Source organism: Hominibacterium faecale (assembly GCF_020734085.1).
GTDB lineage: Bacteria > Bacillota > Clostridia > Peptostreptococcales > Anaerovoracaceae > Hominibacterium > Hominibacterium faecale.
Map to the genome: position 1 here is coordinate 76,021 of NZ_JAJAGH010000013.1, position 25,979 is coordinate 101,999.

Here is a 25,979-nt window from a genome sequence, read left to right on the forward strand (position 1 = left end):
ATTACTCCACTGTTACAGATTTCGCCAGATTCTTCGGCTTATCGATGTTGCAGCCTCTGAATTTGGCCACAAAGTAGGCAAACAACTGGAGCGGAACCACTGACAGCAGAGGAGTAACTTCATCCATACAATCGGGAATATAGATCACTTCCGTGGATTGTTTCTCAATCTCCCTGTTTCCTTCCTTGGCAACGCCTACCACATTGGCCCCTCTTGCCTTGATTTCCTGAATATTGGAAAGCATCTTCTCAAAGAGGAAATCTTGGGTAGCCAGAGCGAATACCAAAGTATCTTCTTCGATCAGAGCGATGGTTCCATGCTTCAGCTCTCCTGCCGCAATAGCAAAGGAGTTAATATAGGAGATTTCCTTCAGCTTCAGCGAGCCTTCATAGGACACGCCCGAATCCACGCCTCTGCCGATGAAAAAGACCTGCTCTTTTCTACAATACTTCTTGGCAACGGCTTCAATTTCTTTTTCCTTTTTCAGCAGGTCCTCAAGCTTATCCGGGATCTGCTTCAGCTCTTCAATGAAGCGGGCATAATAGTCCTTGTCGATCACGCCTTTGGTGTGGCCCATGTACAGGGCCAGCAAATACATACACATCAGCTGGGTCGTATAAGCCTTGGTGGATGCCACCGCGATTTCGGGCCCGGCCCAGGTATAAAAGACATCGTCCGATTCTCTGGCAACGGAGCTTCCCACCACGTTAACCACGGATAGGATTCTGGCACCCTTCCGTTTTGCTTCCCGAAGGGCTGCCAGCGTATCCAGCGTTTCACCGGACTGGCTGATGGCAATGAACAAAGTCTTATCATCCACAAAAGGATCGCGATAGCGGAATTCAGAGGCAATGTCCACTTCCACCGGTATGCGGGCCATTTTTTCAATGGCCGCTTTTCCCACCAGACCGGCGTGGTAAGCCGTTCCGCAGGCCACGATATAAACCTTGTTGAAGTTTTCAATATCTTCCTTAGTCATGGAGATGCCGTCCAGATTGATGGTATCGTCTTCGTTGAGCCTTCTGGTCAGCGTCTCATACAAGCCTTTGGGCTGCTCATGGATTTCCTTCATCATGAAATGCTCGTAGCCGTCCTTTTCAGCTGCGTCCGCATCCCAGGTGACATGAAAGACATCCCGCTTTACAACCTTCTGGTTTTCGTCGTAGATTTTAATCTCGTCTTTTGTTAAAACGATGGTTTCGTTGTTCTCAATCAAATAAATTTTTCTCACGTACTTGAGCAGAGCCGGAATATCGGAAGCAATAAAATTGCAGCCTTCGCCGATACCCGCTACCATGGGCGCATCTTTTCTAACCGCGACGATCTTGTCGGGTTCCGCGGCAGCGATCACGCCGATGGCGTAAGCGCCTCTCATCTGTTCCACCGCTCGGTTCACCGCTTGATGCAGATCGCCGTCATAATAAATGCCGATAAGATGGGCGATCACTTCCGTATCCGTATCGGACTTGAATTTGACGCCGTATTCATCGATGAGCCATTCCCGCAGCTCTACAAAATTTTCAATGATGCCGTTATGTACAACGGTTATCGTGTTGTCGCTGTTGCTGTGGGGATGGGCGTTCACATCCGACGGAGCGCCGTGGGTAGCCCATCTTGTATGGCCGATTCCAACTGAACTGTCATAGTCGGGGTCTCCGATGATCTTTTCCAAATTGGCGATTTCCCCCACATGTTTGCGGGTTTCCACCTTCCCATCTCTGCAAAGGGCGATTCCCGCCGAGTCATATCCTCTGTATTCCAGGCGTTTGAGCCCTTCAATGATTACTTCCTTGGCATTATTCTCAGTGCCTACATATCCTACAATACCGCACATACCTGTTACCTCCTAACCAAACCTCTTTGTCAATAGCTTCGCCAGATCGTGGGCCAGTTCCGTGATATGATCCACATCCTGCCCCTCCAGCATTACGCGAACCAGCGGCTCTGTTCCCGAAGGACGGATCAGCACCCTGCCGCTGCCTTCCATCTCTGCTTCAACCTTTTTAATGGCTTCGCAAATCTCAGGATCGCTCTTATATTTTGATTTATTTTCGTTTTTTACCTTGGCGTTTTTGAGCACCTGGGGATAGATTTCGATTTCATCCGACAGCTGGGACGCCTTCTTGCCCGAAGCCAGTACAGCCTTTACCAGCTGCAGGGACGACAGAATTCCGTCTCCTGTGGTGGAGTGATCGAGGAAAATAATATGTCCCGACTGTTCACCGCCAATCACGCATCCGGTTTGAATCATGCTTTCCAGCACGTACCGGTCGCCAACGCCGGTTACATCCACCTTGCATCCGAGGGATTCAATATACTTGTGAAAACCGATGTTGCTCATGACCGTTGCCGTGACCTTGTTATCCTTCAGCTGGCCTGCGTCTTTCAGCATCTTGGTGCAGATGCAGATCACCTTATCTCCGTCGATGACCCGGCCCTTTTCGTCAATGGCAATGAGACGGTCCGCATCACCGTCATAAGCCAGGCCCATGAAAGCTCCTTGTTTTATAACTTCCTTCTGCAGCTTTTCCGGATGGGTGGATCCGCATCCGGCATTGATGTTGAGACCGTCCGGCTCATTGCCGATCACCGTCACATCAGCGCCCAAATCCCCGTACACCATCTCCGCCACTTTGTAGGACGCTCCGTTGGCACAGTCCAGTACCAATTTCAATCCATCCAGCCGGCGATCAATGGTGCCGGTCAGATAACGGGCGTAAATCGCCGCCGCGTCATCATCCGCTTCCAGGCATCTTCCCAGCTTATCGCCGGTGATATGGCTGTTGACATCAATATCTCGGAGGATGATATCCTCGATCTCATCCTCAATTTCATCGTCCAGCTTAAAGCCTTCGCTGTTGAAAAATTTAATTCCATTGTACTCAAAGGGGTTGTGGGACGCAGAGATAACCACGCCCACATCGGCCCGGTAATGTTTCACAAGATATGCTACGGCCGGGGTCGGCAGCACGCCGACTTTGATCACGTTGCCACCCACCGCGAGAATTCCCGCACTGAGCGCATCCTCCAGCATATCGCCGGAAATTCTGGTATCTTTTCCGATCAGGACAACCGGCTTCCCTTTTTTCTTGCTGAGCACGTGGGCTCCGGCCTTACCCAGCTTGAAAGCCAGTTCCGGCGTCAGCTCCGCATTGGCTACGCCCCTCACTCCGTCGGTTCCAAAAAGTCTTCCCATCTTATAATCTCCTTATCTTGATCTCTTTCATCGAACACACGCTTTTAGTTCTGCCCGTTGATCGTAATTTCTACTTTCTCCGGGTTTATTTTCAAACTATTAAATTCTTTATCAGAAGTTACCTTAACGGCCACCGTATGGTTGCCTGCCTTGAGCCCCTTCAGGTCTACCTCCAGTTTAAAATCCGAAGCCTCCAGGTCTTTCAGCATCTCTTCGCTTCCGGTAACGGTAGCTTTGACCTCAGCCGTATTAATATATGCGTTCAAACCATCTTCCACGTTTTTGATCTCGCTGTTTTTCGTTGACAGCGTAATCGTCTTTGTGGACAGTCCCTTGATCTTGATTTTCACACCAATGCCCTTTGATTCATCCGCCAATTCTACGCCCTGAGGCAGATTAGGATGGATTTTCAAGGTGGTGCTGGCCTTGACCTTGCTGATATTCACCGGATCGGCGGTAACGCTGGTGATGTCCTCCACAGCGCTCTTTGGACCGCGGATTGAAATCTCGTCAGGTACGGAAAGATCGGTCATCTCATAGGAACTGGGAACCGCTCCCTTAATTTCCACTTTCAGCGGCACCGTCTTTGTATAAAACAAGGTCGCCTGCACTTCCACCGATTCGGCAGATAAGGACACGTCATAAACCGGTTCATGATTCCCATCCACCGCTACCGGCACTGCGCTGAAGCTCTGCTCGTCGTCGGTAATCTCAGAAGCTTTTACCTCTGCCTGCACAGCCTTTACTGAATTTACAACGGATTTGGCGCCTTTGACTTCGATTTCCGTTGGGCTGACACTCACATTTCCCGGCTCCGTGCCTGATGGAGTCTTGCCGGTAAACTTAACACTGATCTGTTTGTATACGGAAACTAATTCCTCCAAGATTACCTTAATCTTAGGGGTTTTGATCTGTCCCAGGGAAACGTTATCCGGCAGCTGCACGGAAACCGGCACATAATTTTCGCCCTCTTCATATCCGAACACATCTGCGGTGGCTTTAATCTTCTCCTTATCCAAGCTGTTCAAGTCGGCTCGTTTTCCCTCCACGACCACATCCACGGAAAAATTGGCTCCGCCCTGGATCGCCAGATCCCTTTGATCCAAAGTGTCCACATTGAGAAGCTCCACTGGAATGTTTTCAAAGGTTTGGGAAGTTGTTGGGTTAATCTCGCCCATGACATAAAACCACAGAAAAATCGCAATTAATAGAGAAAGAATTTTTAAGATGGTATTATTTTTCAGCATTGTTCTTCCTCCTTATCTTTTTAAAGAAATCCGGGAAGAAGTTCTTTTTATCGCCGATGTCTCCGTTATTGAGATACAGATTCAATAAGGTCTTTTCCACAGTTTTGGTGTCCAGGAACCGGGAGAGCTTTCCGTTGACAGCCATAGAAATGATTCCGGTTTCCTCGGATACGATCAATGTCACCGCGTCCGAATGTTCGGTGATTCCGATTCCCGCCCTATGGCGAGTGCCCAGCTCCTTGCCGATCGTCTTGTTCTGCGACAGAGGAAGAACGCAGCCGGCGGCAAAAATTCGGTCGCCTCGTATAATCACCGCTCCATCGTGAAGAGGTGATCCTTCATAAAATATGTTTCCTAAAAGTTCAGCGGATATCTCCGCATCGATTACGGTTCCCGATTCCGCTATATCGGTAAGGGCGGTCTCTCGTTCCAGGACAATTAATGCGCCCACTCGTTCTTTAGAAAATGACTCGATGGCACGGATGAATTCAGTGGTGACATGCTTTGCCCGATCCTTATCCAACTGTCCAAATCCTCCGGGGCGTACCAGCTTTGTCCGCCCTAGGTATTCCAATCCCCTCCTCAGCTCCGGCTGGAATACGATGACCAGAGCAACAAGTCCCAGGGTCATCGTTCCTTTGAGAATCCAGTTGAGGGTATAGAAATTGAGCTGGTCAGATAAAAAAGTCGCAATAACTAAAATAAGCAGACCTTTTACCAACTGCTCTGCTCTTGTTTCCCGTATGAATCCTAAAATTTTATAAATGATAAACGCAACGATCAGGATATCGATGATATCGGTAATACCAACACCTGATACAACGTTTCTGAAAAAATCCTGCATTTGCTATCCCCTTATGCTTTATCTCATATATTGTACAGAACTTCATTCCTTTTTTCAATAGATCAGCCCAAGTTTTCTCCCTATTACAAAAACAAAGCGCCGGATTTGGTCCGGCGCTTAAATTTTTTCGGGTGGTAAAGCCCACAAGGTCTAGTATGCGGTTTCTAAAAGTCCATAATCGTTATCGTTTCTCTTGTAAACGACGCCTACGCTGTCCGTCTCCATGTTGAGAAAAACAAAGAAATTGTGTTCCAAAAGTTCCATCTGCACGACGGCTTCATCGACAGTCATCGGTACCAGATCGAATCTCTTCTTTCTGACAACCTGAATTTCTTCCTGTTCTTCTTCAGTTTCCGGAAGCTCAGCGAACGCAAGGTCCTTGTGATCTTTATATTTTCTCTGCAGCTTTGTCTTGAATTTGGACATCTGGCGAGATAATTTTTCTACGACGCGATCAACGCCTTCGTAAGGATCCTCTGCCAGGACTTCTGCCCGGAAGATGGTTCCCTTTGTATTTATGGTAGCCTCAACTTTATACTTTCCTTTCTCCCTCAGGGTCATAACATTTGCAGTAATTTCGTTTGAAAAGTATTTGTCCAGTTTTGCGAACTTCTTTTCAATAGTCTCTTTTAACTTTTCACTGGCATTATAGTTCTTACTGTTGATAACTATCTTCATACCCTTAACCTCCTTGCCGCGATACAGCTGATGCCGCATCCGCTTATTAGTGTAAACATATTATAGCAATAAATACAAATTTATTCAATGAATTTGCATGAGAATGTAAGAAAAAGAGCGCAGTCTGTGCCGGCTGCTCAGCTGACCTGGTCTTTGCCCCCACACTTGCCTTTACCTGACTTTGTCAGAGGACTTACTTCTAAGCTACGCCATGATCACTGCCGCCTTGCGGATCAGCTTACGTGGGACCTTTTGCCCGTAGCTGGCATGGCCTTTCAACCACAGGCCTGAGCAGCCGGCGCAAACTGCGCCTTGTATTTTTTATTGTTTAGGCGCTTTGTTTGCCCCGCAGGCGAAGGAAAGCACATGAATTTCCTTTGCGCCCGCCTCGCGCAGCACCCTGCTACATGCATCCATCGTACTCCCTGTAGTATAAATATCATCCACCAGTAAAATCCTGCGGTCTTCCAGCTTATAATGATTCCCCGGCGCTGCAGCAAAGGCTCCTTCCAGATTCTGCTGCCGCTCAAATGCGCCCAAACCCTTCATGGGCAATGTCCGGCGACGGCGAATCAGCAGATTGGGCACGCAGGGCGTCCCCATGCGCCAAGCCAGACGGGAAGCCATTACCGCTGCCTGGTTGAAACCCCTCTGGGCCTGTTTTTTCCCATACATGGGCACAGGCGCGATCAGGTCGAAGTCTTCTTCTTCCAGGCGCATTCGGTCGTAGAGTACATCGCCCAGCTTGCGGCCGATATAGGATTTCCCCCTGTACTTATAATCCAGCAGCACACCACGTTCATAGAGGCCGTACTGGACGCAGGTGTATCCCCGGTCAAAATCGTGGCCGTACGTCCTGCAGTCCCAGCATAAATCGCGGTGATAGCTTTCCTCAAGTATTTTTCCGCATTTTCTGCAGGTCTTTTTTCCCAGCCAGTGAAATTTCTCTATGCACTCGTCACAAAGGGCGTACGGCCGGGTCTTGTCGATGATGCTGCCGCAAGAAATGCAATAAATATTGGACGGATACAAAAGTTCCAATCCTGTTTCAATAATCCCCATAAATCCCCCTTTTATCTTAAAAGCTCAGCAGCGCTTTCAGCCGCACCGAAAGTCCTGAATACCGCTGGGTGATCCGATTGTTGTCCACCATGGCATGCATCTTGTTTTCCGATCCTACCAGTACCACGGCGTGCTTTCCCCTGGTAACGCCTGTGTAGAGCAGATTTCTCGTGGCCAGAACCGGCGGGAACCAGGACATGGGCATGATGACAATGGGAAATTCGCTGCCCTGGCTCTTGTGAACTGTAACCGCGTAGGCCAGTTCCAGCTCATCCAATTGGCTGAAGTCATAGGTAACGTATTTGCATTCGTCAAAGACCACCACCACTTCATTGAATTCCCGGTCAATACTGTTGATGAATCCCACATCGCCGTTGAAAACCCCTTCGCCCTCTGTGAAATCTTCTTGGTTCCGCCATTTAAGCTGGTAGTTGTTCTTAATTTGCATGACTTTATCATGCTCCCGAAAAATCCGGTCGCCTGCTTTACGCTCCTCCAGCTCCGGACAGGGCGGATTGAAAACGTCCTGCAGCTCCCGGTTGAGGTTGATGCTGCCCAGAAGGCCTTTTCTCACCGGCGTTAATATCTGTATATCCCTCACAGGCATGATCTGTGTGTAATAGGCAGGAAGCCTGCGAATGCAAAGGTCTTTGATCAAATTGAGCATGTCCTTTTCCGACTTTTGACGCATCATGAAAAAGTCTTTCCCCTTTTCGTTACAGTCCGGATATTCTCCCCGGTTGATTTTATGGGCGTTGACCACGATTAGGCTTTCCTTCGCCTGACGAAAAATTTCTGTAAGCTTGACGCAGTAAATATACTCGCTGTTGATGATATCACGCAGAACATTTCCAGCCCCCACAGACGGCAGCTGATCCGCGTCCCCCACCAGAATCAGTCTCGTTGCCGGCTTGATAGCGCTGACAAGTCCGTTCATCAGCATGAGATCAATCATGGATGCTTCATCGATAATCACAGCATCGTAGTCCAGAGGGTCCTCTGCGGTCTTTCCAAAGCGCATGGTGTCTTCCCCTTCGGAATAATAATATTCCAGCAGCCGGTGTATGGTGCTGGCCTCATAGCCGGAAGTCTCGGTGATCCGCTTGGCTGCTCTTCCGGTAGGCGCAGCAATGGCCGTCTTAAGGCCGCTGTGCTGGAGAATCTTGATGATGGAATTGATGATCGTCGTCTTTCCTGTTCCAGGTCCGCCGGTGATCACCGATATCCCCTGGTTCAGCGATGTTTTCACTGCGTATTTTTGGTTTTCGGAAAGGGCGATTCCGCTTTCCGTCTCTGTGACAGCAATCAAACTGTCCAGGTCGGAGCCGATGGCTTTCAGCCCGGCCGAGTTGATCGCGGCCAAACATTTACATACATTCTGTTCTGCCAGATAATAGGGCATTAGAAAGACCACATTGCGGTTTTCTAGATTTTCAATATGCACATCGCCTTGAAAAGCCATCTCAACCAGGCAGTCGTTAATTTTATCGCTTTCTACCTCCAAAAGTCCGCCCGCTTTTTCGCAGAGAACCGTTTGCGGCAAAAATGTATTCCCCTCTCCTGCAAAATACCAGAGGGTAAATTTGACACCGCTCTTGATCCGATGTTCGTCGTCCCTGGCGATTCCCATTTTTTCAGCAATCTTATCGGCTTTTTTAAAGCCGATGCCGAAGATATCCTCTGCCAGCCGGTAGGGGTTTTCTTCAACAGCCGTGATCGTATCGGATCCATAAACGCGGTACAGCTTCATCGCATAGTCTGCATTGATTCCGAACTGCTGCAAATATAAGGTGATCCTGGCGAATTCCCTGTGGCTGCGAAACGCCTCGGCCACAGCCTCTGCTTTTTTGTCGCCGATGCCGTCGATCTCCGTCAGCTTTTGCGGCTGTTTTTCAATAATTTCAAAGGTCTCGCTTCCAAATTTGGCAACGATGGCCGCAGCCGTCTTTTTTCCAATGCCTTTGAGGACTCCGGATGCCAGAAATTCTTGGATCCCGTCCTCCGTAGAGGGCATGACCTCTTCAAAACCGCTTACAGCGAACTGTTCGCCGTAAGTGGGGTGTATTTTCCACTGGCCCCTTAGTATATAGCTGCTGCCCTTATGGCAGGATGGCAGGCTGCCTACTGCAGTAAACTGTTCCTCTTCTGTTTCAAAGACCGCAATCGTATATCCGTTTTCTTGGTTATGAAAAATAATCTCTGCGACGCTGCCTTGTTTTTCTTCCATCATTTGATTTTCTTCACTCCCCGAAACACTCCTTCCGATCAGTCTTTTACCTTGTACAGTCTGCGGTTATCCAGCGTCCATACTCGGTCGCTGAATTCGCCTGGCTCTGTTTTGTCCAGGGCATCCTGCATGTCAAACATTCTGGCGTCAATCATATCCAAATAGTGGAGGATCTCTGCTTCCGGGAAAAGGGGTTTTTTGGGACTTCCAAATTCCGGTTCATAATGATGGGAAAGGATCATGTGTTCCAACATGATCGCCTTTTCTTTTGGAAAGTCCAGTTCCTCCGTCAGTCGATCCAGAACCTTAATTCCCTGGATCAAATGCCCCAGCATCTGGCCTTCAAAGGAGTACCCGGATGAAATCCCCAGTTCGTTGGATTCGATTTCATTGAGCTTTTCCATGTCGTGGAGGATCACCCCGGCCATGACCAGATCTGCGTTCAGGTTGGTGTACACCTGGCACATCCGCTCCCCGTTCATGAGCATTCTTTTCACGTGGTAGAGCAGTCCGGCCATCTCCGCATGGTGGTTTTTCTGGGCAGCCGGGTAGTACATAAGTTTTTCTCTATTTTCTTGCAGGACTTTGACGCATAGCTTTTTCAGGTCCTGATCGGAAAAGGCCTCCGCCTTGCCTAATATATATTCATACATATCTTCCGGTCTTTCCGGGGCAGCCTTGATGAAATCGCTGAATTCAAGCGGATCATTCTCCGCCCGCCTGCGAATCCGCAGTACCCGGAATTGTTTGAGCCCGTTCCATTCGGTCACGTTGGCCCTGATCTTGACAATGTCACCTTCCTTGATCTGGGCCAAAGACGGCAGCTCCTCGTCGGCTACATCCCATTTCTTTCCCGATATTTCACCGGTCTTATCCGCCAGCATTACATCCAGGTATTGTTTTTTATTGGCTCCAATCTTCACGGCGATGGATTTCACCATAAAAAAATCCGTAACTTCCTGCGCGGTCTTTATATTTGCAATGTAAACTTCTTTCATTTATTCACTATGTTTCCTCTCTAAAATCTATTTATCTATTATACTACAAGTTACCTTGGAATGGGCGGCCCTTTTTCGCAAAGTTATCAAAAACCCATTTCTAAAACGCTGGCTCTGCGCGGCCATCGAACCCAGCAATTCAATAAAAGCCATAGAATAGGATTTTCCCTTTCGGTACATTCCCCTGATCCTGCCTGCCGTTTTGTAAGTATGCACCAGATTTCGTGTCTATGCATATACTGACTGTAGTATGAAAAGCAGAGGTGAATTTTATGGCACTAGACACTCGTGAGCTGTTTGCACGGCTCATCCAATGCGAGGCGGGTGGAGAAGGGGACGATGGAATGAGAGCAGTTGCTACGGTTATCATGAATCGAGCCACCATTGATTACGGTGAGTTTGCCCGGGTCAGTCAAGGCGGCGACGTACGCAACATTATCACTCAGCAGGGCCAGTTTGTCTGTATGAGAGAATCCGTCGGAGGCCGTTACAACCCGCAGAATGTATATAATATGACACCTACCGATATCCATTACGATATTGTGGATTGGGCGATGGCAGGCGGCAGGCTCCAGGGCGTTGACCATTCTTTATTCTTTTTTAACCCTTATAGTGATACCTGTCCGCCTTATTTTCCCACCAATGTAGGCGTGATCCATAATCGCGTTGGCGATCATTGTTTTTATATTCCAACTTCGAACTATGCGAATACTTAAAAAGAGAGGTATGATTTTATGGCATGTTGTGAAACTCCATTAATACGAATTGAGAAAATTAAGAAAAACCAAATTGTAAACCCGGGATCATCTCCTTATAACCAGATGCCGGAAACAGGCCCAAGCAATAGCACTCAACCGGGAAATCTGCTTCCGCCGCAGGATATGACTCCTATTGTAACACCAAATACTCCAGTGGACTCTGGAGCGGATCCGGTCAATCAGATACCCGCTGCACCTGGCTCCAGCATGACACCGGAGCTGATCCCCAATGCGCCCACCTTTACGGTTCCCGCCAATCCGCTCCTTCCGGAAGGATACCGGGAAGTTCTGGATTATAATGCGGTACAGTATGCCAATGGTTTCTACCGGACGCAGATCGGCCGTTACGTGCGCGTTGAGCAGCTGATGGGGTCTAATTCCATAGAAACGAGGGAAGGCTACCTGATTGGCGTAGGAATTAATTATATCATTCTTCAGGAAATGTCCACAGGAAATATTCTTGTAATTGATTTCTACGGCATTAAAAGCATGTATGTTTATTACAATTTGGGCGGCACACCAGTCCTTCCAAGAACAATGGAAGCAGAAGACGAGGCAGTATCCGCGCAGCAGGAAACAGAACCAGCTGTAAAAGGCAAGAAATAAGATTTGCCATCCGAATCTTTTAATGCAAAAACTTAACGAAATCCATGATAAATCCCGGAGCAGCTGTGCTTACGGGATTTTATCGTTTAGTAACAGCCAATTGGAAAAGCAAAAGATTCTGCTCAACGGCAGAGGAGCATAAGGAAGTATTGCAAAAATACTGCCCTATGCCAAGTGAACGGGAAATAAGAAAACTCTATGTGAATGGACGAACCATTTGCATAGAGTTTTTCTTTTGCTTATTGAAAATTTTTCAGCGTCCACAGGACGCGCAGCCGCTACCAAAGGTAGCGATCTTGGGGGCTTGGGGGTTATCCCTCAACAAGCATTTTGGCGGGGTTGTTCCCCGCCAAAATCGCAAATATGTACATATTTGCATTGCTTGCCAATCTGTGAAAACATATATGTTTTACCGTACCGGAAAGTCAAAAGTTTTGCTTGACAAGAGAGAGGCTTGTTCTTATAATAAAAATATCAGTGTTATTTTATATCACTGCTATTATTTAAAAAGGGGGTGAAAAAATGAAAAACAGTGATTCGACAAAGCAATACGTGAAGGGGGAGCAAACACGTCAACATATTTTAGACGTTGCAAAAGCAGAATTTCTGGAGAAAGGCTATCTCGGCGTTTCTATCCGCAATATAGCAAAAATAGCAGAAGTAACAACGGGAGCAGTCTTTCGGTATTTCCCGGATAAAGAAAGTCTTTTTGGCGCATTAGTGGATTCGGTGGCAGACACAGTATTGTCAATGTATAGCAAAGGAAATCAACAAGGGTATCAACTGTTGGAAGGTGGAGAGCCACAAAAGATGTGGCAAATTTCCGATCAGTTCATTCATAACTTTGTAGAATATCTTTTTGCAAACAAGGAGGCGTTCTCTCTTTTAATCAACTGTTCCGGCGGAAGTCCATACGAAAGTTTCATAGATAATTTGGTGGCAGAAGTGGAGCGGCAGACATACGCATTTTTACAGGAGATGTTGAAAAAAGAGTACCCCTGCAAAAAGTTATCCAGCGATGAAATACATATTTTAATCAGCGCCCAATATCATGCCATATTCGAGATTGTGCGGCATGACCTTTCTAAAGAGGATGCAATTTCACGCCTTCGTCTAATCGGAGACTTTTTCCGTCCCGGCTGGAACAACATTTTTGGTGGAAAGTAATAATTTTTTGTCCAAAGGTTAGCTATCGCTAACTAAATTGAATTTTTGGAAGGAGAATCTATCATGAGTACAAATTCAAAGACATCTATTGAAAACGCAAAGAAAAAAATCACGATCCGAGACATTATGACTATTGCAGCAATGATGGTGCTTACCTTAATCGTTAGTGGCGTAACAGGCCCTTTGACACTTCCCGTACCATTTCTTTATCTATATGTATGCGCTGGCCTGCAAATGTTCTTGTGCGCAACTTTCTACCTCGTTGTTGCAAATCGTCTGAACAAGCATGGGATTTTTCTTGTCTGGGGCGTGGTGTATGGCCTGCTTCTTGGTTTGAGCGGCTATCTGTTCCTTCTGCCGTATTTCGTTGGTGTCGCTGCTATCTGTGAACTGGCTATGATTGGGAAAAATACCTACCGTAACCCGCTTCGCAATACGATAGGCTGGAGCATTTGGGGGCTTGGAATGATTATCGGAAATGCAGTACCGATTTGGGCGGCATGGGATTCTTATGTAGCGCAAGCATCTGCAAGTGGATTTTCTCAAGAAGTGTTTGATATGCAGATCAATATGTTATCTAATCCTTTGAATATGGTTTTTGCCTGTGTTATTACGCTTGGGTTGGCGGTATTGGGTTGTATGTTCGGAAATCGCATCTTGCGCCGTCACTTTAAGAAAGCGGGGATTGTTGGATGACCTGTGCAGTCTCAGCAAGTACCGAGAGGATACGAAAAATCAATGTGTTGGTTCCACTGTTTATCACAGTTTGCGCCTGTGCAGTAGCTTTTTTGGCGAAGCAGGCTGTGTATCAGATGGTTTTTACCTGCCTGCTCTTTTTGCTGATGGCATTTTGGGGATTTGCTAAGACGGGTTTGAAATTTTTGTTGGTTTATGCAATCTGTGAAGTTTGGTTACGCATCAATCTTCACTTTGGTATTGGCTTCCCTTCACCCATGATGTTTACCTTTATCATTGAATTTATTCCTATCATGATGCCGGTATATCTGGCGGTTCAGGTGCCGTCTGGAAAACTAACAGCAGGGTTAAGACAGTTGCCAATCCCCACGAAAATGATGTTGACTGTCATCGTTATTCTTCGCTTTATGCCAACCATTTTATCGGAGTTTTCCGATGTAAAAGATGCTATGCGCACAAGGGGATTTTTACATTCTCCATCGCGTGTGCTTCTTCATCCGTTGGCAACAATGGAGTACGTGGCTGTCCCAATGATTTTCCGTTCGTTGAAAATTGCGGATGAATTGGCATCTTCCTGTATGGTACGTGGAATTGAGAGTCCATATAAAAAGCAGGGGTACTATGTAAATAAGATGCGGTGGAGTGATGTGTTGCTTATATCTTTCTTTCTTGCCGCTACTGTGGCTTTTCTCGTATTGTGAGGTGATCGTTTGAAAGAAGCAATCGAAATTAAGAATGTAAGTTTTGCTTATGAAGGCGTGTCGGAACAGCTAAAAAATGTGAATCTCTCTATAAAGGAAGGCGAAGTAGTTGTTTTAACAGGACCTTCAGGCGGCGGGAAAAGCACTTTAACAAGAGTCATCAATGGTCTGGTCCCTTACTTTTATGAAGGGGAGCTTTCCGGCGAGGTTTATCTTCTCGGGAATAATTTAGCGGAACTTCCCTCATGGGAACGCGGACGCTTTGTGGGAAATGTTTTTCAAGATCCCCGAAGTCAATTTTTTGCAAACGAAGTGGCTGGAGAGATTGCCTTTGGCTGTGAAAATTATGGATTTTCCCATAATGATATTGTAACACAAGTAGAACGAACAGCAACAGAATTACAGATCAACAATTTGCTGGAAGAAAAAGTACGCTATCTCTCCTATGGTATGCGCCAGCGGGTAGCAATCGCTTCCGCAAAAGCGATTGATCCTCCTGTTTATGTTATGGATGAACCTTCTGCAAATTTAGATATGAAAGCAACCTTGGGATTAGCCGATTTAATCCAAAGGCTCAAATCACAGGGAAAAACAATCCTTATTACAGAACACCGACTTTACTATCTGCAAAATATTGCAGACCGCATTGTGTATTTACAGGATGGGAAGATTGTTGCAGAGTTCTCGCCATCGGATATGGCGAAACTTCCAACAGAGCAGATTAGGGAATGGGGACTTAGAAGCATGGAACTAAGAACGCTTCCTGTTCAAGAAAGAGATGTGCCCCCATCGGTAGATGCCATATTTGAAGTAAAAGGGTTATGCAAGAATTTTGGTTCTCATATCGTTGCCGAAAACGTGGGGTTTCAATGCAAAAAGGGAGAAGTTATTGCTATTGTCGGCCCAAATGCTGCGGGAAAAAGTACACTGGGCAAGATGTTATCTGGCCTTGTTAAAGAAAGCAGCGGAACGGTATCTTATATGGGTAAGCGATTGAAGCCTTCCAGCAGACGCGGCCTTATATGGTATATCATGCAGGATTTAGATAGCCAGCTTTTTGGCGAGGACTTGATGGACGAACTGCTTACAGGGCAGAAAATCACACCGGAGAGAAAAGAAAAAGCCGCAAAAATCTTACAGGAATTGGATTTGTCTCCCCTTATAGAACATCATCCCGCAACCCTTTCCGGTGGACAAAAACAGCGCCTTGCCTTGGGAGTCGCGTTGATGAACGAAGCTCCAGTGCTAATTCTCGACGAGCCGACCAGCGGCCTTGACGGAAAAAACATGCGAAAGGTAAGCGAACAGATTAAAAAACTTGCCGCCCGAGGACACATTATATTGATGATTACCCACGATATTGAGTGCGCCCTTTCTACATGCAATCGGGCATTACATATAAAGAACGGATGCCTTGTAGACGATTTTGAGATCAAAAGCGCGGAGCAATTACTGCGCGTTATGCAATGAATATGAGACGAGAGGAGTGATAGCATGGAAAATACGCAAAAATCCGGTATAGCCTATCTTTTCCAGTTGGCAGGAAAATACAAACTTCATTTGGCGTTATCCGCAGTGTTTGGTATTTTAAGCGCATTATGTACTTTTATCCCCTACATAATGATTTACAAAACGCTCTTGCTGCTGTTCAGCGGAAACGTAGATTTTTCAAAAGTATTGCAATATGGAGTGATTGCAGCCTTGGCGATTGTCGGAAAGTTTGGATTCTCCATTGTTTCCGGCACATTCTCCCATTTGGGAGCTTTTAATACCTTGTATCAGGTGAGAACACAGATCAGCCGCCATATAGCTAAAATCAATCTTGGCTTTTTCACCAACCATACATCTGGAGAAATTAAAAAGGTCATTATTGAAGATGTAGAACGGATTGAAAAGTTTTTAGCGCATCAGATTCCAGATTTTACATCGGCTATTTGTGTGCCGGTCATTGTGTTTATTTATCTTTTGACCGTCAATGTTCCGATGGCTCTTTGCCTACTGATTCCTGTGGTACTGGGATTAGCCGTTCAGTTTGTTGCAATGGCTGTTACAGGAAAACAGATGCCTACCTATCATAGACTGCTCGGCAAATTAAACTCCACAATTATGCAATTTATCAATGGTATGCCGGTGATGAAAACCTATAATATGACAGCGGAGAGCTATCGTGAGTATGCTGATACCGTAACGGAATACAATGCGTTCTGGAAGCAGAGCACTCGCAGTCAAGGATATACTTACGGTATCTTTATTACTTTAGTGGAAAGCGGAATCCTATTTGCGTTGCCTTTAGGCGGCTGGCTTTACTTTCAAGGCGGCCTTTCCGCTGGTGATTACCTTTTCTTTATGATTATGAGTATGGTGTTTTTAACCAGCCTTCTAAATCTGATGAATTTTGCCATGATGTTTAATCAGATTATGAGTGGCCTTTCCCGTATTCAGGCTATCATGGAAACGCCTGATTCTACAGAGGGCACACATACCTTAAATAAAGCAGAGAGTCACAAAATTTTGTTTGAGCATGTTACCTTTCGTTATGATAAGGCAGACGTATTAAAAGATGTCAATATAGAATTGCCTGCCGGAACGGTTACAGCTTTTGTGGGAGCCTCCGGGGCGGGAAAAACTACAGCAGCACAGCTTGTCCCCAAGTTTTGGGAAGTATCAGAAGGAGCTATCCGTATTGATGGAAAAAATATCAACGAGTTGAAAACAGAGAATCTTATGGATTTGGTTTCTTTCGTTTTTCAGGAGACTTTCATGCTGAACGACAGCATCTATCAAAATATCGCCATAGGAAATCAAGCAGCAACTCGTGAGGACGTGGTAGCTGCGGCTAAAGCGGCGCAAATCCATGATTTCATTACGAGCCTGCCCCAGGGCTATGATACAAAACTTGGTGAAAATGGCGTGAAGATGTCGGGGGGAGAAAAGCAGCGTGTGTGTATTGCCCGTGCTATTTTGAAAGACGCACCAATCATTGTTTTTGACGAAGCCACCAGCTATACCGATATTGAAAATGAACATAAAATACAGATTGCCCTTTCTAATCTGTTAAAAGGTAAAACCACCATTATGATCGCCCATCGCTTACATACGATTATTAGTGCGGATCAAATTTGTGTATTCGATAAGGGAAAAGTAACTGAAAAAGGTACCCATAACGAATTGCTCGCCCAAAACGGTCTTTATAGTCGGATGTGGCAAACTTATATGCAGGAGGTGGAAGTATGATTTCTTTTTATAAAACCGTAAAAGATGTCGTTGGAGAAAGAATGAAAAACTTTATTCTCCCAGTGGTCTTATCATGTGTAGATTCTATCCTGCATATGGGCATGTTCTGTATTATGCTGACTGTCCTCTTGGAATTGTTGAATCAATCCTTTTCTTCTGACAAACTCCTGATTTGCAGTATTATCCTTTTGGTTTTGTTTGTTGTACGGGCTATCCTCTATTCGATCAACTATACCCGGACACAATTTCGCGGTGCGGATGTAACTGCACATCTGCGCTTATCATTAGGGGATCATATCCGAAGTCTGAATTTAGGATATTTCAATAAAAACAGTATTGGTCGGCTGACTTCAACCCTTACAACTGATATAGCCGACTTCGAGCAAATCCTTACCCATTCAATGTCCAGTATTTTTAAGGTTCTATTTTTCAGTGCGTTTACACTGCTGTTTGCGTTTATCATAAGCTGGCAATGTGGATTGACGCTGATGGCTTCGATTATATTAGCTTTCCCTTTAATGTATATTAGTGGGAAAATGTCAAAAAAATATGGTGCAAAGCAGAGAAATAGTGTAAATGGTGTGATTTCCCGGATTGTTGAGTACATCAATGGAATTAAGACGTTCAAACTGTATAATCTGACAGGAGAACGATTTGAAAGATTGGATAATAGCTTCAAGGATTTGAAAAAACAATCTATTCGGCTGGAACTTTCTATTATGCCATTTTCCATTCTTTTTTCCATTGTAACCTCTTTCATGCTTCCAGTTACGCTTGTTGCAGGCACATGGATGCTGCAAGGAGGAATCCTTGATACGCAGGCGTTTGTTTTGGTAATTATGATTGCCGTATCGCTTTCCAGTATGATGGCTACCTTGGGAAGTTTGTACCCGGAAATGACTTATCTTGGGAAAGCTGCTGAAAATATTTTGCGAGTTCGGAAAGAAAAGCCGCTAACTTATCAAAAAGATGCGGATGATATAGAAGCATACAAGATTTGCTTTGATAACGTACATTTTTCCTATGAGGACGATATAGAGGTATTACAAGGTATTTCATTCCAAGCTGCTCCAGGTACAACGACTGCATTGGTGGGACCGTCCGGCAGCGGTAAGACCACAGTAATCAGTCTGCTCTCTCGTTTTTGGGATGTAACCAAAGGAACAATTTCGATTGGCGGACAGGACATTAAGAAGCTTTCTCCAGACAGTTTAGCCAGCCATATGGCTGTAGTATTTCAAGATGTTTATTTGTTGAATGATACGATTGCTGGAAATATCCGTGTTGGGAATCCAAATGCCACACAGGAACAAATTGAGGCAGCCGCAAAAGCAGCAAGATGCCACGACTTTATTATGCAGTTACCGGATGGATATGATACTTTGGTTGGTGAAGGTGGTTCCACGCTTTCCGGTGGTGAAAAACAGCGTATTTCGATTGCAAGGGCATTGATTAAAGATGCGCCTATTGTCCTGTTGGACGAAACTACTTCTAATCTGGATGCTGACAATGAACAGGAAATCAATAAGGCTCTGGATAAGCTCATGGAAGGTAAAACGGTTATTGTTATCGCCCATCGGTTAAACACGATTGTCAATGCCGATCAGATTTTAGTCTTACAGAACGGAAATATAGCGGAACAGGGTACCCACCAAGAACTAATCAAACGTGGCGGCTGGTATTCTCATGTAATCTCCGAACAGGAAAAATCAAAGGAATGGAAGATATAGAGCACTCAAAATTACTGCAAGGGAGGTGTGCCAATGGCTTTGACATCAGCAATGGAGGATTATCTGGAGGCCATCTTAATGGTAAAACAGCAGCACGGTTATGTTCGATGCGTAGATGTTGCAGAGCAATTAGGAGTAAAAAAGCCTTCCGTAAGCCGGGCAGTCAAGGAACTCACAAAATCCGGCCATCTTGTTAAAAATGCCAACGGCACGCTCTCCCTGACAGAAGCAGGCTTGCAGCTTGCCGAGCAGATTTACGAAAAGCATCGCTTTTTTACAGAACGGCTTATCGCAGCCGGTGTGGATCCCAAAATCGCAGAGCATGATGCCTGTAGTATTGAACACGCGATCAGCGCGGAGTCTTTTCAAAAATTAAAGGAAGCATTGGATGACGGTTAGGTGGTGATGATATGGGAAATTAGCTGTACTGGATTTAGCCGAAACCGGCTGGCAGATTGGAGAAAAATTGTTTGCCTTGCTTTCTGTAGAGCAACGGAGGGAACTTGCGCAGTTTGTTTTCGAGAGCGAAACAAACTATACCAATCCGGTTCATTTGCCACATCAGGCCATCTTCCGCGGCAAATATTCTATCCCCCAAAGGGTGAACCACTCCCTAACAGAAACCCGATCCGGAGATTTGTACTTCTGTTTAGAGCAGAGACTTGTTACAATCCGAGAGCAACCAATAGAATTAACGGTCAAGGAATTTGAAATCTTCTCCCTACTTATCTTAAATCCTAAACGGGTATTCACCTATGAAATGCTTATGGATTTGGTATGGCATGAGGACTATACCTACTACTCCCGCAAGGCAGTCAATAACCATGTGAGCAATCTGCGGAGGAAGCTAAAGATTGCGCCTGATCTACCGGATTATGTGAAAAGCGTCTACGGTATCGGCTACAAGTTTGAAATATGAAAGGCAGAAATGCCGTCATGATTTTCATATCATGGCGGCATTTTTTAATTCCCTAAAATTTTTCCACTTACCCATGCAACAATCCCCCGAAAAATGTACGGATATATGAAAGGTGTTTTTTGACTGCCACAAATTTATTTTCAAAAAGGGGTTTCATTTTGCTTTCAAAATGTACGGATAGATAGAGAGAGTTTTTTGACCATCTGAAAGGAGGTGATGGAAATCAAAGAAAAGCTCCCCGTCATGACCTATTCCCAGTACCGCAGAGCCAGAAAGCTGGTCCATCAGTGCTGCAACTATGACGGCGGGAACTGCCTTGTCCTTGACGATGGAGAAGAATGCGTGTGCGTGCAAAGCATTTCCTACTCCCTGCTGTGCAGGTGGTTTCGAGCCGCTGTCCTGCCCTTGGATGAGCCTTTGGCGGCTGCTTTGCTTTATCGAAAAGAGCAGAAACGGTGTGCTGTCTGCGGCCAGCCATTCCTTCCCGGTTCCAACCGGGCGAAATATTGCAAGATCTGTGCCGCCATCGTTCACCGCAGGCAGAAAACAGCCAGCGACCGGAAAAGGAGGGCTGCCTGCGGACAATTAGAGACGAAAAAACCTTGATTCTACAGGCTTTGTAAACGCTGGTCAACGGGATAGAGGGATAAATCCCTTATACCCGCCAAAAACGAGCTTCTAACTGTCCGTATTGGGATTTTCCGTATTCGGGATTCTAGGACACGGCAAAGCGGACGCTCTGGAGCGCCCATATCCTGTATTTCAGTCCGTGGCTTTCCCGCCTCTCTGACAGCCCTGATTTAGACGGTAGTTAATAAGAAAGAGTCAAATACAAAACAGTCAATATCAATCTATCTATCACAGCGATGGATGGATAGGAAGGAGGATTTATGATTCCATACAAAACAGATACGGAAATTTCGTCTTACATCATTTTTCCACGGTTCCTTATCTCTCTGGATTTATCCAATGACGCCAAGGTGCTGTACGCCCTGCTTTTGGACCGGGCGGGGATTTCCAAAAAGAAAGGCTACATCGAATCGGACGGAACCATCCGCCTGTACTTTACTGTGGAGGATGCCAAAGCGAAACTCCGCCGGAGCAGACAGGTAACGACGCGGGCGTTTCACGAGCTGGAGTCCTTGGGCCTGATTGTCCGCCGGAAACAGGGCCTCGGCCGACCTGCTGTAATCACCCTAAATATGCCGACTGATAAAAGGAGGTGCGCCAATGACCGATGAACAAAAGCTGTATGAACTGCTGAAAGACTTTGACCCCGATGTGGGAGAGCGAATGGAAAAGCATTTCAAAGACGGAGCGTTTTACTTTGACCTTGGCGGCAGCAGCTATCCCTTCTTTGAGGGGAATACTGTCTACACGGTCATTCCCCACTTTGCAGGAAAAGGTTCGGAAGGGATCGTGAAGAAACTGAGGCGGCTGATGGAGAAGGATTTGCGGGAAAAAGAACCTGAAATTGAAGAAACGGAGCTGTAAAAAGCGATTTGGAGCGTTATAATAAGGGCAACTGTTTACTTGGCTGCCTGAACAGAAAGGAGAAGCAAATGAACCAGCAGCCAGAGAAAATCACCGCTTTATACTGCCGCTTGAGCCAGGACGACGCCCTGGACGGGGAAAGCAATTCCATTACCAACCAGAAGGCCCTGCTCAGTAAATACGCCGCCGAACATGGGTTTCGGAATATCCAATTCTTTGTAGACGACGGATATTCGGGAACCAGTTTTCAGAGGCCGGGCTTTCAAGAGATGATGAAATATGTGGAGGATTACAGCGTATCCGCTGTGATTGTCAAAGACTTGTCCCGGCTGGGCAGGGAGTATTCCTATATGGGGCGGCTTCAGGATTTCATTTTCCCCGCTTATGACGTCCGCTTTATCGCTATCAACGACGATGTAGACAGCGCCAAAGGGGAAAATGATTTTGCGGTGTTCAAAAATGTGTTCAACGATTACTACGCCAAGGATACCAGCAAGAAAATCCGGGCAGTGGTAAAGATGCGGGGAGAAGCCGGGGAACATCTCGCCAGCAATCCGCCTTATGGGTACATAAAAGACCCGAGGGACAAGAAGAAATGGGTTGTGGACGAAGAAGCGGCAAAGGTGGTACAGCGCATCTTCAACCTCTGCATTGCGGGGAAAGGACCCATGCAGATCGCCAAAATCCTCACAGCCGATAAGGTACTGACCGTTACCGCCTATCACGCCAGGCAGAAAGGCTGGGCCATGCCGGAGAATCTTTATCAGTGGTGCGCTAAATCCGTCGCCGGGATATTGGAGCGGCGGGAGTATACGGGCTGTACCGTGAATTTCAAGACCTATACCAAGTCCCTGAAATTCAAAAAGCGGATGGAAAACCCGGTTGAGAACCAGAAAATATTCGAAGATACCCAGCCTGCCATCATTGAGAAAGGCCAGTGGGAACGGGTACAGGAACTGCGGAAGAACAAACGCAGGCCGACAAAAACAGGAAGGACCAGCATGTTCTCCGGCCTTCTCTACTGCGCCGACTGCGGGGCCAAGCTGTACTTCTGCACCTGCAACACCTACAAGGACAACAGCCAGAACCATTTTGTCTGCTCCAACTACAAGAGCAACACCGGCTCCTGCAAAATCCACTATATCCGGGAACAGGTGCTTTACCGGATCGTGCTGGAGACTATCCAGCGGACATTGGTTTACGTCCGTATGTTCCGAAAGGACTTTAAGCTGGAAATGCTGGCGCAGGACGAAGAAAGCCGGAAAGCGGAGCTGGCGGAAAAGCAGAAAGCCCTCTCTGAGGCGAGGAAGCGGATGGAGGATTTGGACAGAATTATCCAGCACATCTATGAGGACAACGTGCTGGGCAAGCTGTCCGACAGCCGGTACTTAAAATTATCCCGCCAATATGAGAAAGAGCAGGCAGAGATTGAGCAGCTTGCCGCTGTGCTGGAACGGGAAATTGAGGCACAGGCCGGGCAGGTTTCGGATGTGAACGAGTTTCTGAAGCTGGTGGACAAGTATCTGGATATTCCGGAACTTGACGCCGCCATTCTCAATGAACTTGTAAGCAAGATTGTGGTGCACAGCCCGGTAAGGGAGAACGGGAGGAAGCATGTACAGATCGATTTGTACTTTACCTATGTGGGGCAAATCCGCATCCCTTTGAAGATTGGAAGGGAGTCCTTAAACGAATCGGAACCGGCGTGTTAAGTCACGCCGGTTCCGACCAAATTCTTTTTACTTCCTTATGGGACGCTGCCTAAAGCAGCACCTTTTTAATTTTTCAGAAATGGTATATAATAGATGGGATATTACGATGCATACCAGTTAAGGAGAAAAATACCGATGAAACATTTAGGTTTAGTTCGGGTCGGTGCCGCGGTACCGTCCCTGAAAGTCGCCAACACAAAATACAATACGCAGCAGATTCTCACTCTCATCCAAGCGGCGGAAAAGGAACGGGCAGGGTTTCTCGTCTTTCCGGAGCTTGCCATCACCGGGTACACCTGCGGAGACCTGTTTTATCAGGAGCATTTGTATCAAAGCCAGCTTGAATGCCTCTCAGAAATTGTCCTCGCCACCAAAAAACTGAGGACGACGGTGATTCTCGGCTGCTATCTGCGGATTGAAAACAGTCTCTATAATTGCGCCGTTCTCATCCAGGGCGGAAAAATCAAAGGAATCGTACCCAAAATGTTTTTGCCCAATTCCAAGGAGTTTTATGAGGCCCGGTGGTTTGCCAGCGGAATCGATCTGGCCCGCAGGCAGAAAGCAATCCGCCTCTTTGGCGAGGACATTCCCTTTGGAAACCTGCTTTTCTGCGATGATGCGGCTGAGCTTTGCGTGGGCGTGGAAATCTGCGAGGACTTGTGGCTTCCCATATCCCCCGGCTCCCAGATGGCCATGGCCGGTGCACATATCCTCTTCAACACTTCCGCCAGCAACGACACGGTGGGCAAAGCGGATTACCGGAGAAACCTGGTTACAGTGGAAAGCGCCAAGTGCAATTGCGGTTACGTCTACACATCGGCCGGTGTCAGCGAATCTACCACCGATGTGGTATTCAGCGGCCACAGCCTGATTGCGGAAAACGGCATTGTCTTGAAAGAAAGCGACCGCTTCCAGCGGCAAAGCCAAATCATTTACAGCGAAATTGATTTTCAGAGAATCCGTTTTGAGCGGGCCCAGGACAGTAATATGAGCCGCTGTGCTTCTGCTTTCGGGGAGCCGGAGAAGTATCAGCAGATCGGACTTTCACCGGTCGCCTTGATCACTTCCCAGGATACCCTCTACCGCCGCTATGACCGGAATCCCTTTGTGCCCGACGACACCCAGATGGTCAACCAGCGCTGCGGGGAAATTTTCAACCTGCAGGCAGCGGGCCTGGCCAAGCGCATTGAGCATTCCCATTCGAGAAAATCCGTGGTGGGTATTTCCGGCGGATTGGATTCGACGCTGGCTCTGCTGGTTTGTGCCTATACCCACAAGCTGATCGGACGTCCGGCCGACGATATTGTGGCCGTCACCATGCCGGGCTTTGGCACAACCGGAAAAACGTATCACAATGCCATGACCATCATGAAGCTACTCGGCGCGCAGGTTCGGGAAATTTCCATTAAGGATTCTGTAAACCAGCATTTCGCCGATATTGGCCACGATCCCCAGGTTCACGATGTGACGTATGAGAATTCCCAGGCCAGAGAGCGGACGCAGATCCTCATGGATACGGCCAATCAGGAAGGCGGGCTGGTGGTAGGCACCGGCGACCTTTCGGAAATGGCGCTGGGATGGTGCACCTACAACGGCGATCACATGTCCATGTACGGGGTCAACGCCAGTGTTCCCAAGACGCTGGTCCGTTTTGTCGTCAAATGGGTCATGGAAAACAAGCTGAGCGGGCCCAGCGAAGATCCGGATTTCAGCTCTGACAACGCTCTGCTGAAGGAAACCCTGCAAGACATTCTGGATACGCCCATTTCTCCTGAGCTGCTGCCGCCTGATCCCAACGGGGATATCGCCCAAAAGACCGAGGAAAGCGTGGGGCCTTATATCCTCCATGATTTCTTTATCTATTATACGATCCGTTATGGAATGGAACCGGAAAAGCTTCTCTTTACAGCAAAAAACGCCTTTGCCGGCGAATACGACGAGGCATTTATCAAGAAATGGATGACCACCTTCTACCGCAGGTTCTTTGCCCAGCAGTTCAAAAGAAGCTGCGTGCCTGACGGCCCCAAAGTGGGATCGGTCAGCTTGTCTCCTAGAGGGGACTGGCGGATGCCAAGCGATGCGGACGCGGCCATCTGGCTGGATGAAATTAAGTAAAAAACGTGTGCATGACGATATTTCCTGCGTTATGAAAAAAAGCCGGCCGGCGTCCGTAAGAGAAACGGGCGCCCAACCGGCTGGCTGCTGAATAGATGGCTGCGCTATTTTTCCAGCCCAGCCCGCAGGCTAGAATCTGGATTTCTCATAGTTGTAAGGAACGCTTGTCCCGGCAGCCACATCTTCAATTTTCTCCAGGATCAGCCAATCGTCCATATTCCCCTGATGCTCAAAATCCAGAGGCTCGATCTGCTCCACTCCTTGGAATTCCACAAGGCAAAGGCATTTTTTATGCCACCGTTTTTTCTGCTTTTCAGACAGGTTCAGCTTCTGCTGGTTCTTCTCTAAAACCTCATCAATCTCTTCATCGGACAGCTTCACAAAATTTTCCACATCCTTCACCACAGCCTTGGCCGTAATTTTAGCAGTCCCTTTTTCCATAAAGTAGAGCTCCTCGCCGGCAAAAACCCTGCTGTGGGGAATTTTCCGCCCGGCCGCGCCGCGTACGACCATCGTCTTTGTTCCGTCCAAAATTTTATCTAGGACCTTTTCTCCGCGTTTGCCTGCATTGTCGCAGTATACTAAATGTACCATT

The 25,979-nt window shown here is 46.9% G+C and carries 24 protein-coding genes; 15 read left to right on the forward strand and 9 right to left on the reverse strand.

Features of this window, described 5'->3' with window-relative positions:
* Position 1 precedes the first annotated feature (1 nt).
* The 8 genes from glmS to LG211_RS17005 all read right to left on the reverse strand — a co-directional run bounded on the left by glmS (position 2) and on the right by LG211_RS17005 (position 10,252).
* Positions 2–1,834: a glutamine--fructose-6-phosphate transaminase (isomerizing) gene (gene glmS, locus LG211_RS16970; protein ID WP_148397466.1), complete on the reverse strand. Its 1,833-nt coding sequence runs from the start codon at positions 1,832–1,834 to the stop codon at positions 2–4.
* 12 nt (positions 1,835–1,846) lie between these two features.
* Positions 1,847–3,196 (reverse strand): phosphoglucosamine mutase, encoded by a 1,350-nt coding sequence (gene glmM, locus LG211_RS16975; protein ID WP_148397467.1) that lies wholly within the window; start codon positions 3,194–3,196, stop codon positions 1,847–1,849.
* 44 nt (positions 3,197–3,240) lie between these two features.
* Positions 3,241–4,443 carry a CdaR family protein gene (locus tag LG211_RS16980; RefSeq protein WP_269478053.1) on the reverse strand — a complete coding sequence of 401 codons (1,203 nt, stop codon included), beginning with the start codon at positions 4,441–4,443 and terminating at the stop codon, positions 3,241–3,243.
* Complete coding sequence (gene cdaA / locus LG211_RS16985; protein ID WP_148397469.1) at positions 4,430–5,287, reverse strand: diadenylate cyclase CdaA; 858 nt, start codon at positions 5,285–5,287, stop codon at positions 4,430–4,432. Before cdaA ends, LG211_RS16980 begins: the two co-directional genes overlap by 14 nt.
* A gap of 150 nt (positions 5,288–5,437) precedes the next feature.
* A complete protein-coding gene (hpf, locus tag LG211_RS16990) occupies positions 5,438–5,965 on the reverse strand; it encodes a ribosome hibernation-promoting factor, HPF/YfiA family (protein WP_227755502.1) in 528 nt (175 codons plus the stop codon).
* A 321-nt stretch (positions 5,966–6,286) separates the two neighbouring features.
* On the reverse strand, positions 6,287–7,027 hold the full coding sequence (locus LG211_RS16995) for a ComF family protein (RefSeq protein WP_227755503.1): 741 nt from the start codon (positions 7,025–7,027) through the stop codon (positions 6,287–6,289).
* Between the two features lie 16 nt (positions 7,028–7,043).
* On the reverse strand, positions 7,044–9,257 hold the full coding sequence (gene recD2, locus LG211_RS17000) for an SF1B family DNA helicase RecD2 (RefSeq protein ID WP_227755504.1): 2,214 nt from the start codon (positions 9,255–9,257) through the stop codon (positions 7,044–7,046).
* Between the two features lie 35 nt (positions 9,258–9,292).
* Positions 9,293–10,252, reverse strand: coding sequence for a 3'-5' exoribonuclease YhaM family protein (locus LG211_RS17005; protein WP_227755505.1), 960 nt, complete (start codon positions 10,250–10,252; stop codon positions 9,293–9,295).
* 272 nt (positions 10,253–10,524) lie between these two features.
* Between LG211_RS17005 and LG211_RS17010 the strand changes: the two genes are divergently transcribed.
* The 15 genes from LG211_RS17010 to LG211_RS17080 all read left to right on the forward strand — a co-directional run bounded on the left by LG211_RS17010 (position 10,525) and on the right by LG211_RS17080 (position 25,384).
* Positions 10,525–10,968, forward strand: a complete 444-nt coding sequence (locus tag LG211_RS17010) for a cell wall hydrolase (RefSeq protein WP_148397473.1) — start codon at positions 10,525–10,527, stop codon at positions 10,966–10,968.
* 18 nt (positions 10,969–10,986) lie between these two features.
* Positions 10,987–11,616 (forward strand): hypothetical protein, encoded by a 630-nt coding sequence (locus LG211_RS17015; RefSeq protein ID WP_227755506.1) that lies wholly within the window; start codon positions 10,987–10,989, stop codon positions 11,614–11,616.
* Between the two features lie 522 nt (positions 11,617–12,138).
* Positions 12,139–12,783 carry a TetR/AcrR family transcriptional regulator gene (locus LG211_RS17020; protein WP_269478054.1) on the forward strand — a complete coding sequence of 215 codons (645 nt, stop codon included), beginning with the start codon at positions 12,139–12,141 and terminating at the stop codon, positions 12,781–12,783.
* A gap of 63 nt (positions 12,784–12,846) precedes the next feature.
* A complete protein-coding gene (locus LG211_RS17025) occupies positions 12,847–13,479 on the forward strand; it encodes an MptD family putative ECF transporter S component (RefSeq protein WP_269478055.1) in 633 nt (210 codons plus the stop codon).
* Positions 13,476–14,180 carry an energy-coupling factor transporter transmembrane component T family protein gene (locus LG211_RS17030; protein WP_269478056.1) on the forward strand — a complete coding sequence of 235 codons (705 nt, stop codon included), beginning with the start codon at positions 13,476–13,478 and terminating at the stop codon, positions 14,178–14,180. The genes LG211_RS17025 and LG211_RS17030 overlap by 4 nt, the downstream gene beginning before the upstream one ends.
* 9 nt (positions 14,181–14,189) lie before the next feature.
* Positions 14,190–15,650 carry an ABC transporter ATP-binding protein gene (locus LG211_RS17035; RefSeq protein WP_269478057.1) on the forward strand — a complete coding sequence of 487 codons (1,461 nt, stop codon included), beginning with the start codon at positions 14,190–14,192 and terminating at the stop codon, positions 15,648–15,650.
* A gap of 24 nt (positions 15,651–15,674) precedes the next feature.
* Positions 15,675–17,414, forward strand: coding sequence for an ABC transporter ATP-binding protein (locus LG211_RS17040; RefSeq protein ID WP_269478058.1), 1,740 nt, complete (start codon positions 15,675–15,677; stop codon positions 17,412–17,414).
* On the forward strand, positions 17,411–19,144 hold the full coding sequence (locus tag LG211_RS17045; protein WP_269478059.1) for an ABC transporter ATP-binding protein: 1,734 nt from the start codon (positions 17,411–17,413) through the stop codon (positions 19,142–19,144). The genes LG211_RS17040 and LG211_RS17045 overlap by 4 nt, the downstream gene beginning before the upstream one ends.
* A gap of 33 nt (positions 19,145–19,177) precedes the next feature.
* Complete coding sequence (locus LG211_RS17050; protein WP_269478060.1) at positions 19,178–19,543, forward strand: metal-dependent transcriptional regulator; 366 nt, start codon at positions 19,178–19,180, stop codon at positions 19,541–19,543.
* Between the two features lie 202 nt (positions 19,544–19,745).
* Positions 19,746–20,063, forward strand: a complete 318-nt coding sequence (locus tag LG211_RS17055) for a winged helix-turn-helix domain-containing protein (RefSeq protein WP_336246086.1) — start codon at positions 19,746–19,748, stop codon at positions 20,061–20,063.
* A gap of 216 nt (positions 20,064–20,279) precedes the next feature.
* Positions 20,280–20,669 carry a cysteine-rich VLP domain-containing protein gene (locus LG211_RS17060; RefSeq protein WP_269478061.1) on the forward strand — a complete coding sequence of 130 codons (390 nt, stop codon included), beginning with the start codon at positions 20,280–20,282 and terminating at the stop codon, positions 20,667–20,669.
* 284 nt (positions 20,670–20,953) lie between these two features.
* The gene (locus LG211_RS17065) at positions 20,954–21,304 is read left to right on the forward strand and encodes a replication initiator protein A (RefSeq protein WP_269478062.1); all 351 of its coding nucleotides are present in this window, start codon (positions 20,954–20,956) and stop codon (positions 21,302–21,304) included.
* A complete protein-coding gene (locus tag LG211_RS17070; RefSeq protein ID WP_269478063.1) occupies positions 21,294–21,557 on the forward strand; it encodes a hypothetical protein in 264 nt (87 codons plus the stop codon). The genes LG211_RS17065 and LG211_RS17070 overlap by 11 nt, the downstream gene beginning before the upstream one ends.
* 68 nt (positions 21,558–21,625) lie before the next feature.
* The gene (locus LG211_RS17075) at positions 21,626–23,269 is read left to right on the forward strand and encodes a recombinase family protein (RefSeq protein WP_269478064.1); all 1,644 of its coding nucleotides are present in this window, start codon (positions 21,626–21,628) and stop codon (positions 23,267–23,269) included.
* Between the two features lie 135 nt (positions 23,270–23,404).
* Positions 23,405–25,384 carry an NAD(+) synthase gene (locus LG211_RS17080; protein WP_253020870.1) on the forward strand — a complete coding sequence of 660 codons (1,980 nt, stop codon included), beginning with the start codon at positions 23,405–23,407 and terminating at the stop codon, positions 25,382–25,384.
* Positions 25,385–25,513: 129 nt separating this feature from the next.
* Here LG211_RS17080 and LG211_RS17085 read toward each other — a convergent pair whose 3' ends face one another.
* Positions 25,514–25,978, reverse strand: a complete 465-nt coding sequence (locus LG211_RS17085; RefSeq protein WP_227755508.1) for a hypothetical protein — start codon at positions 25,976–25,978, stop codon at positions 25,514–25,516.
* Position 25,979 lies beyond the last annotated feature (1 nt).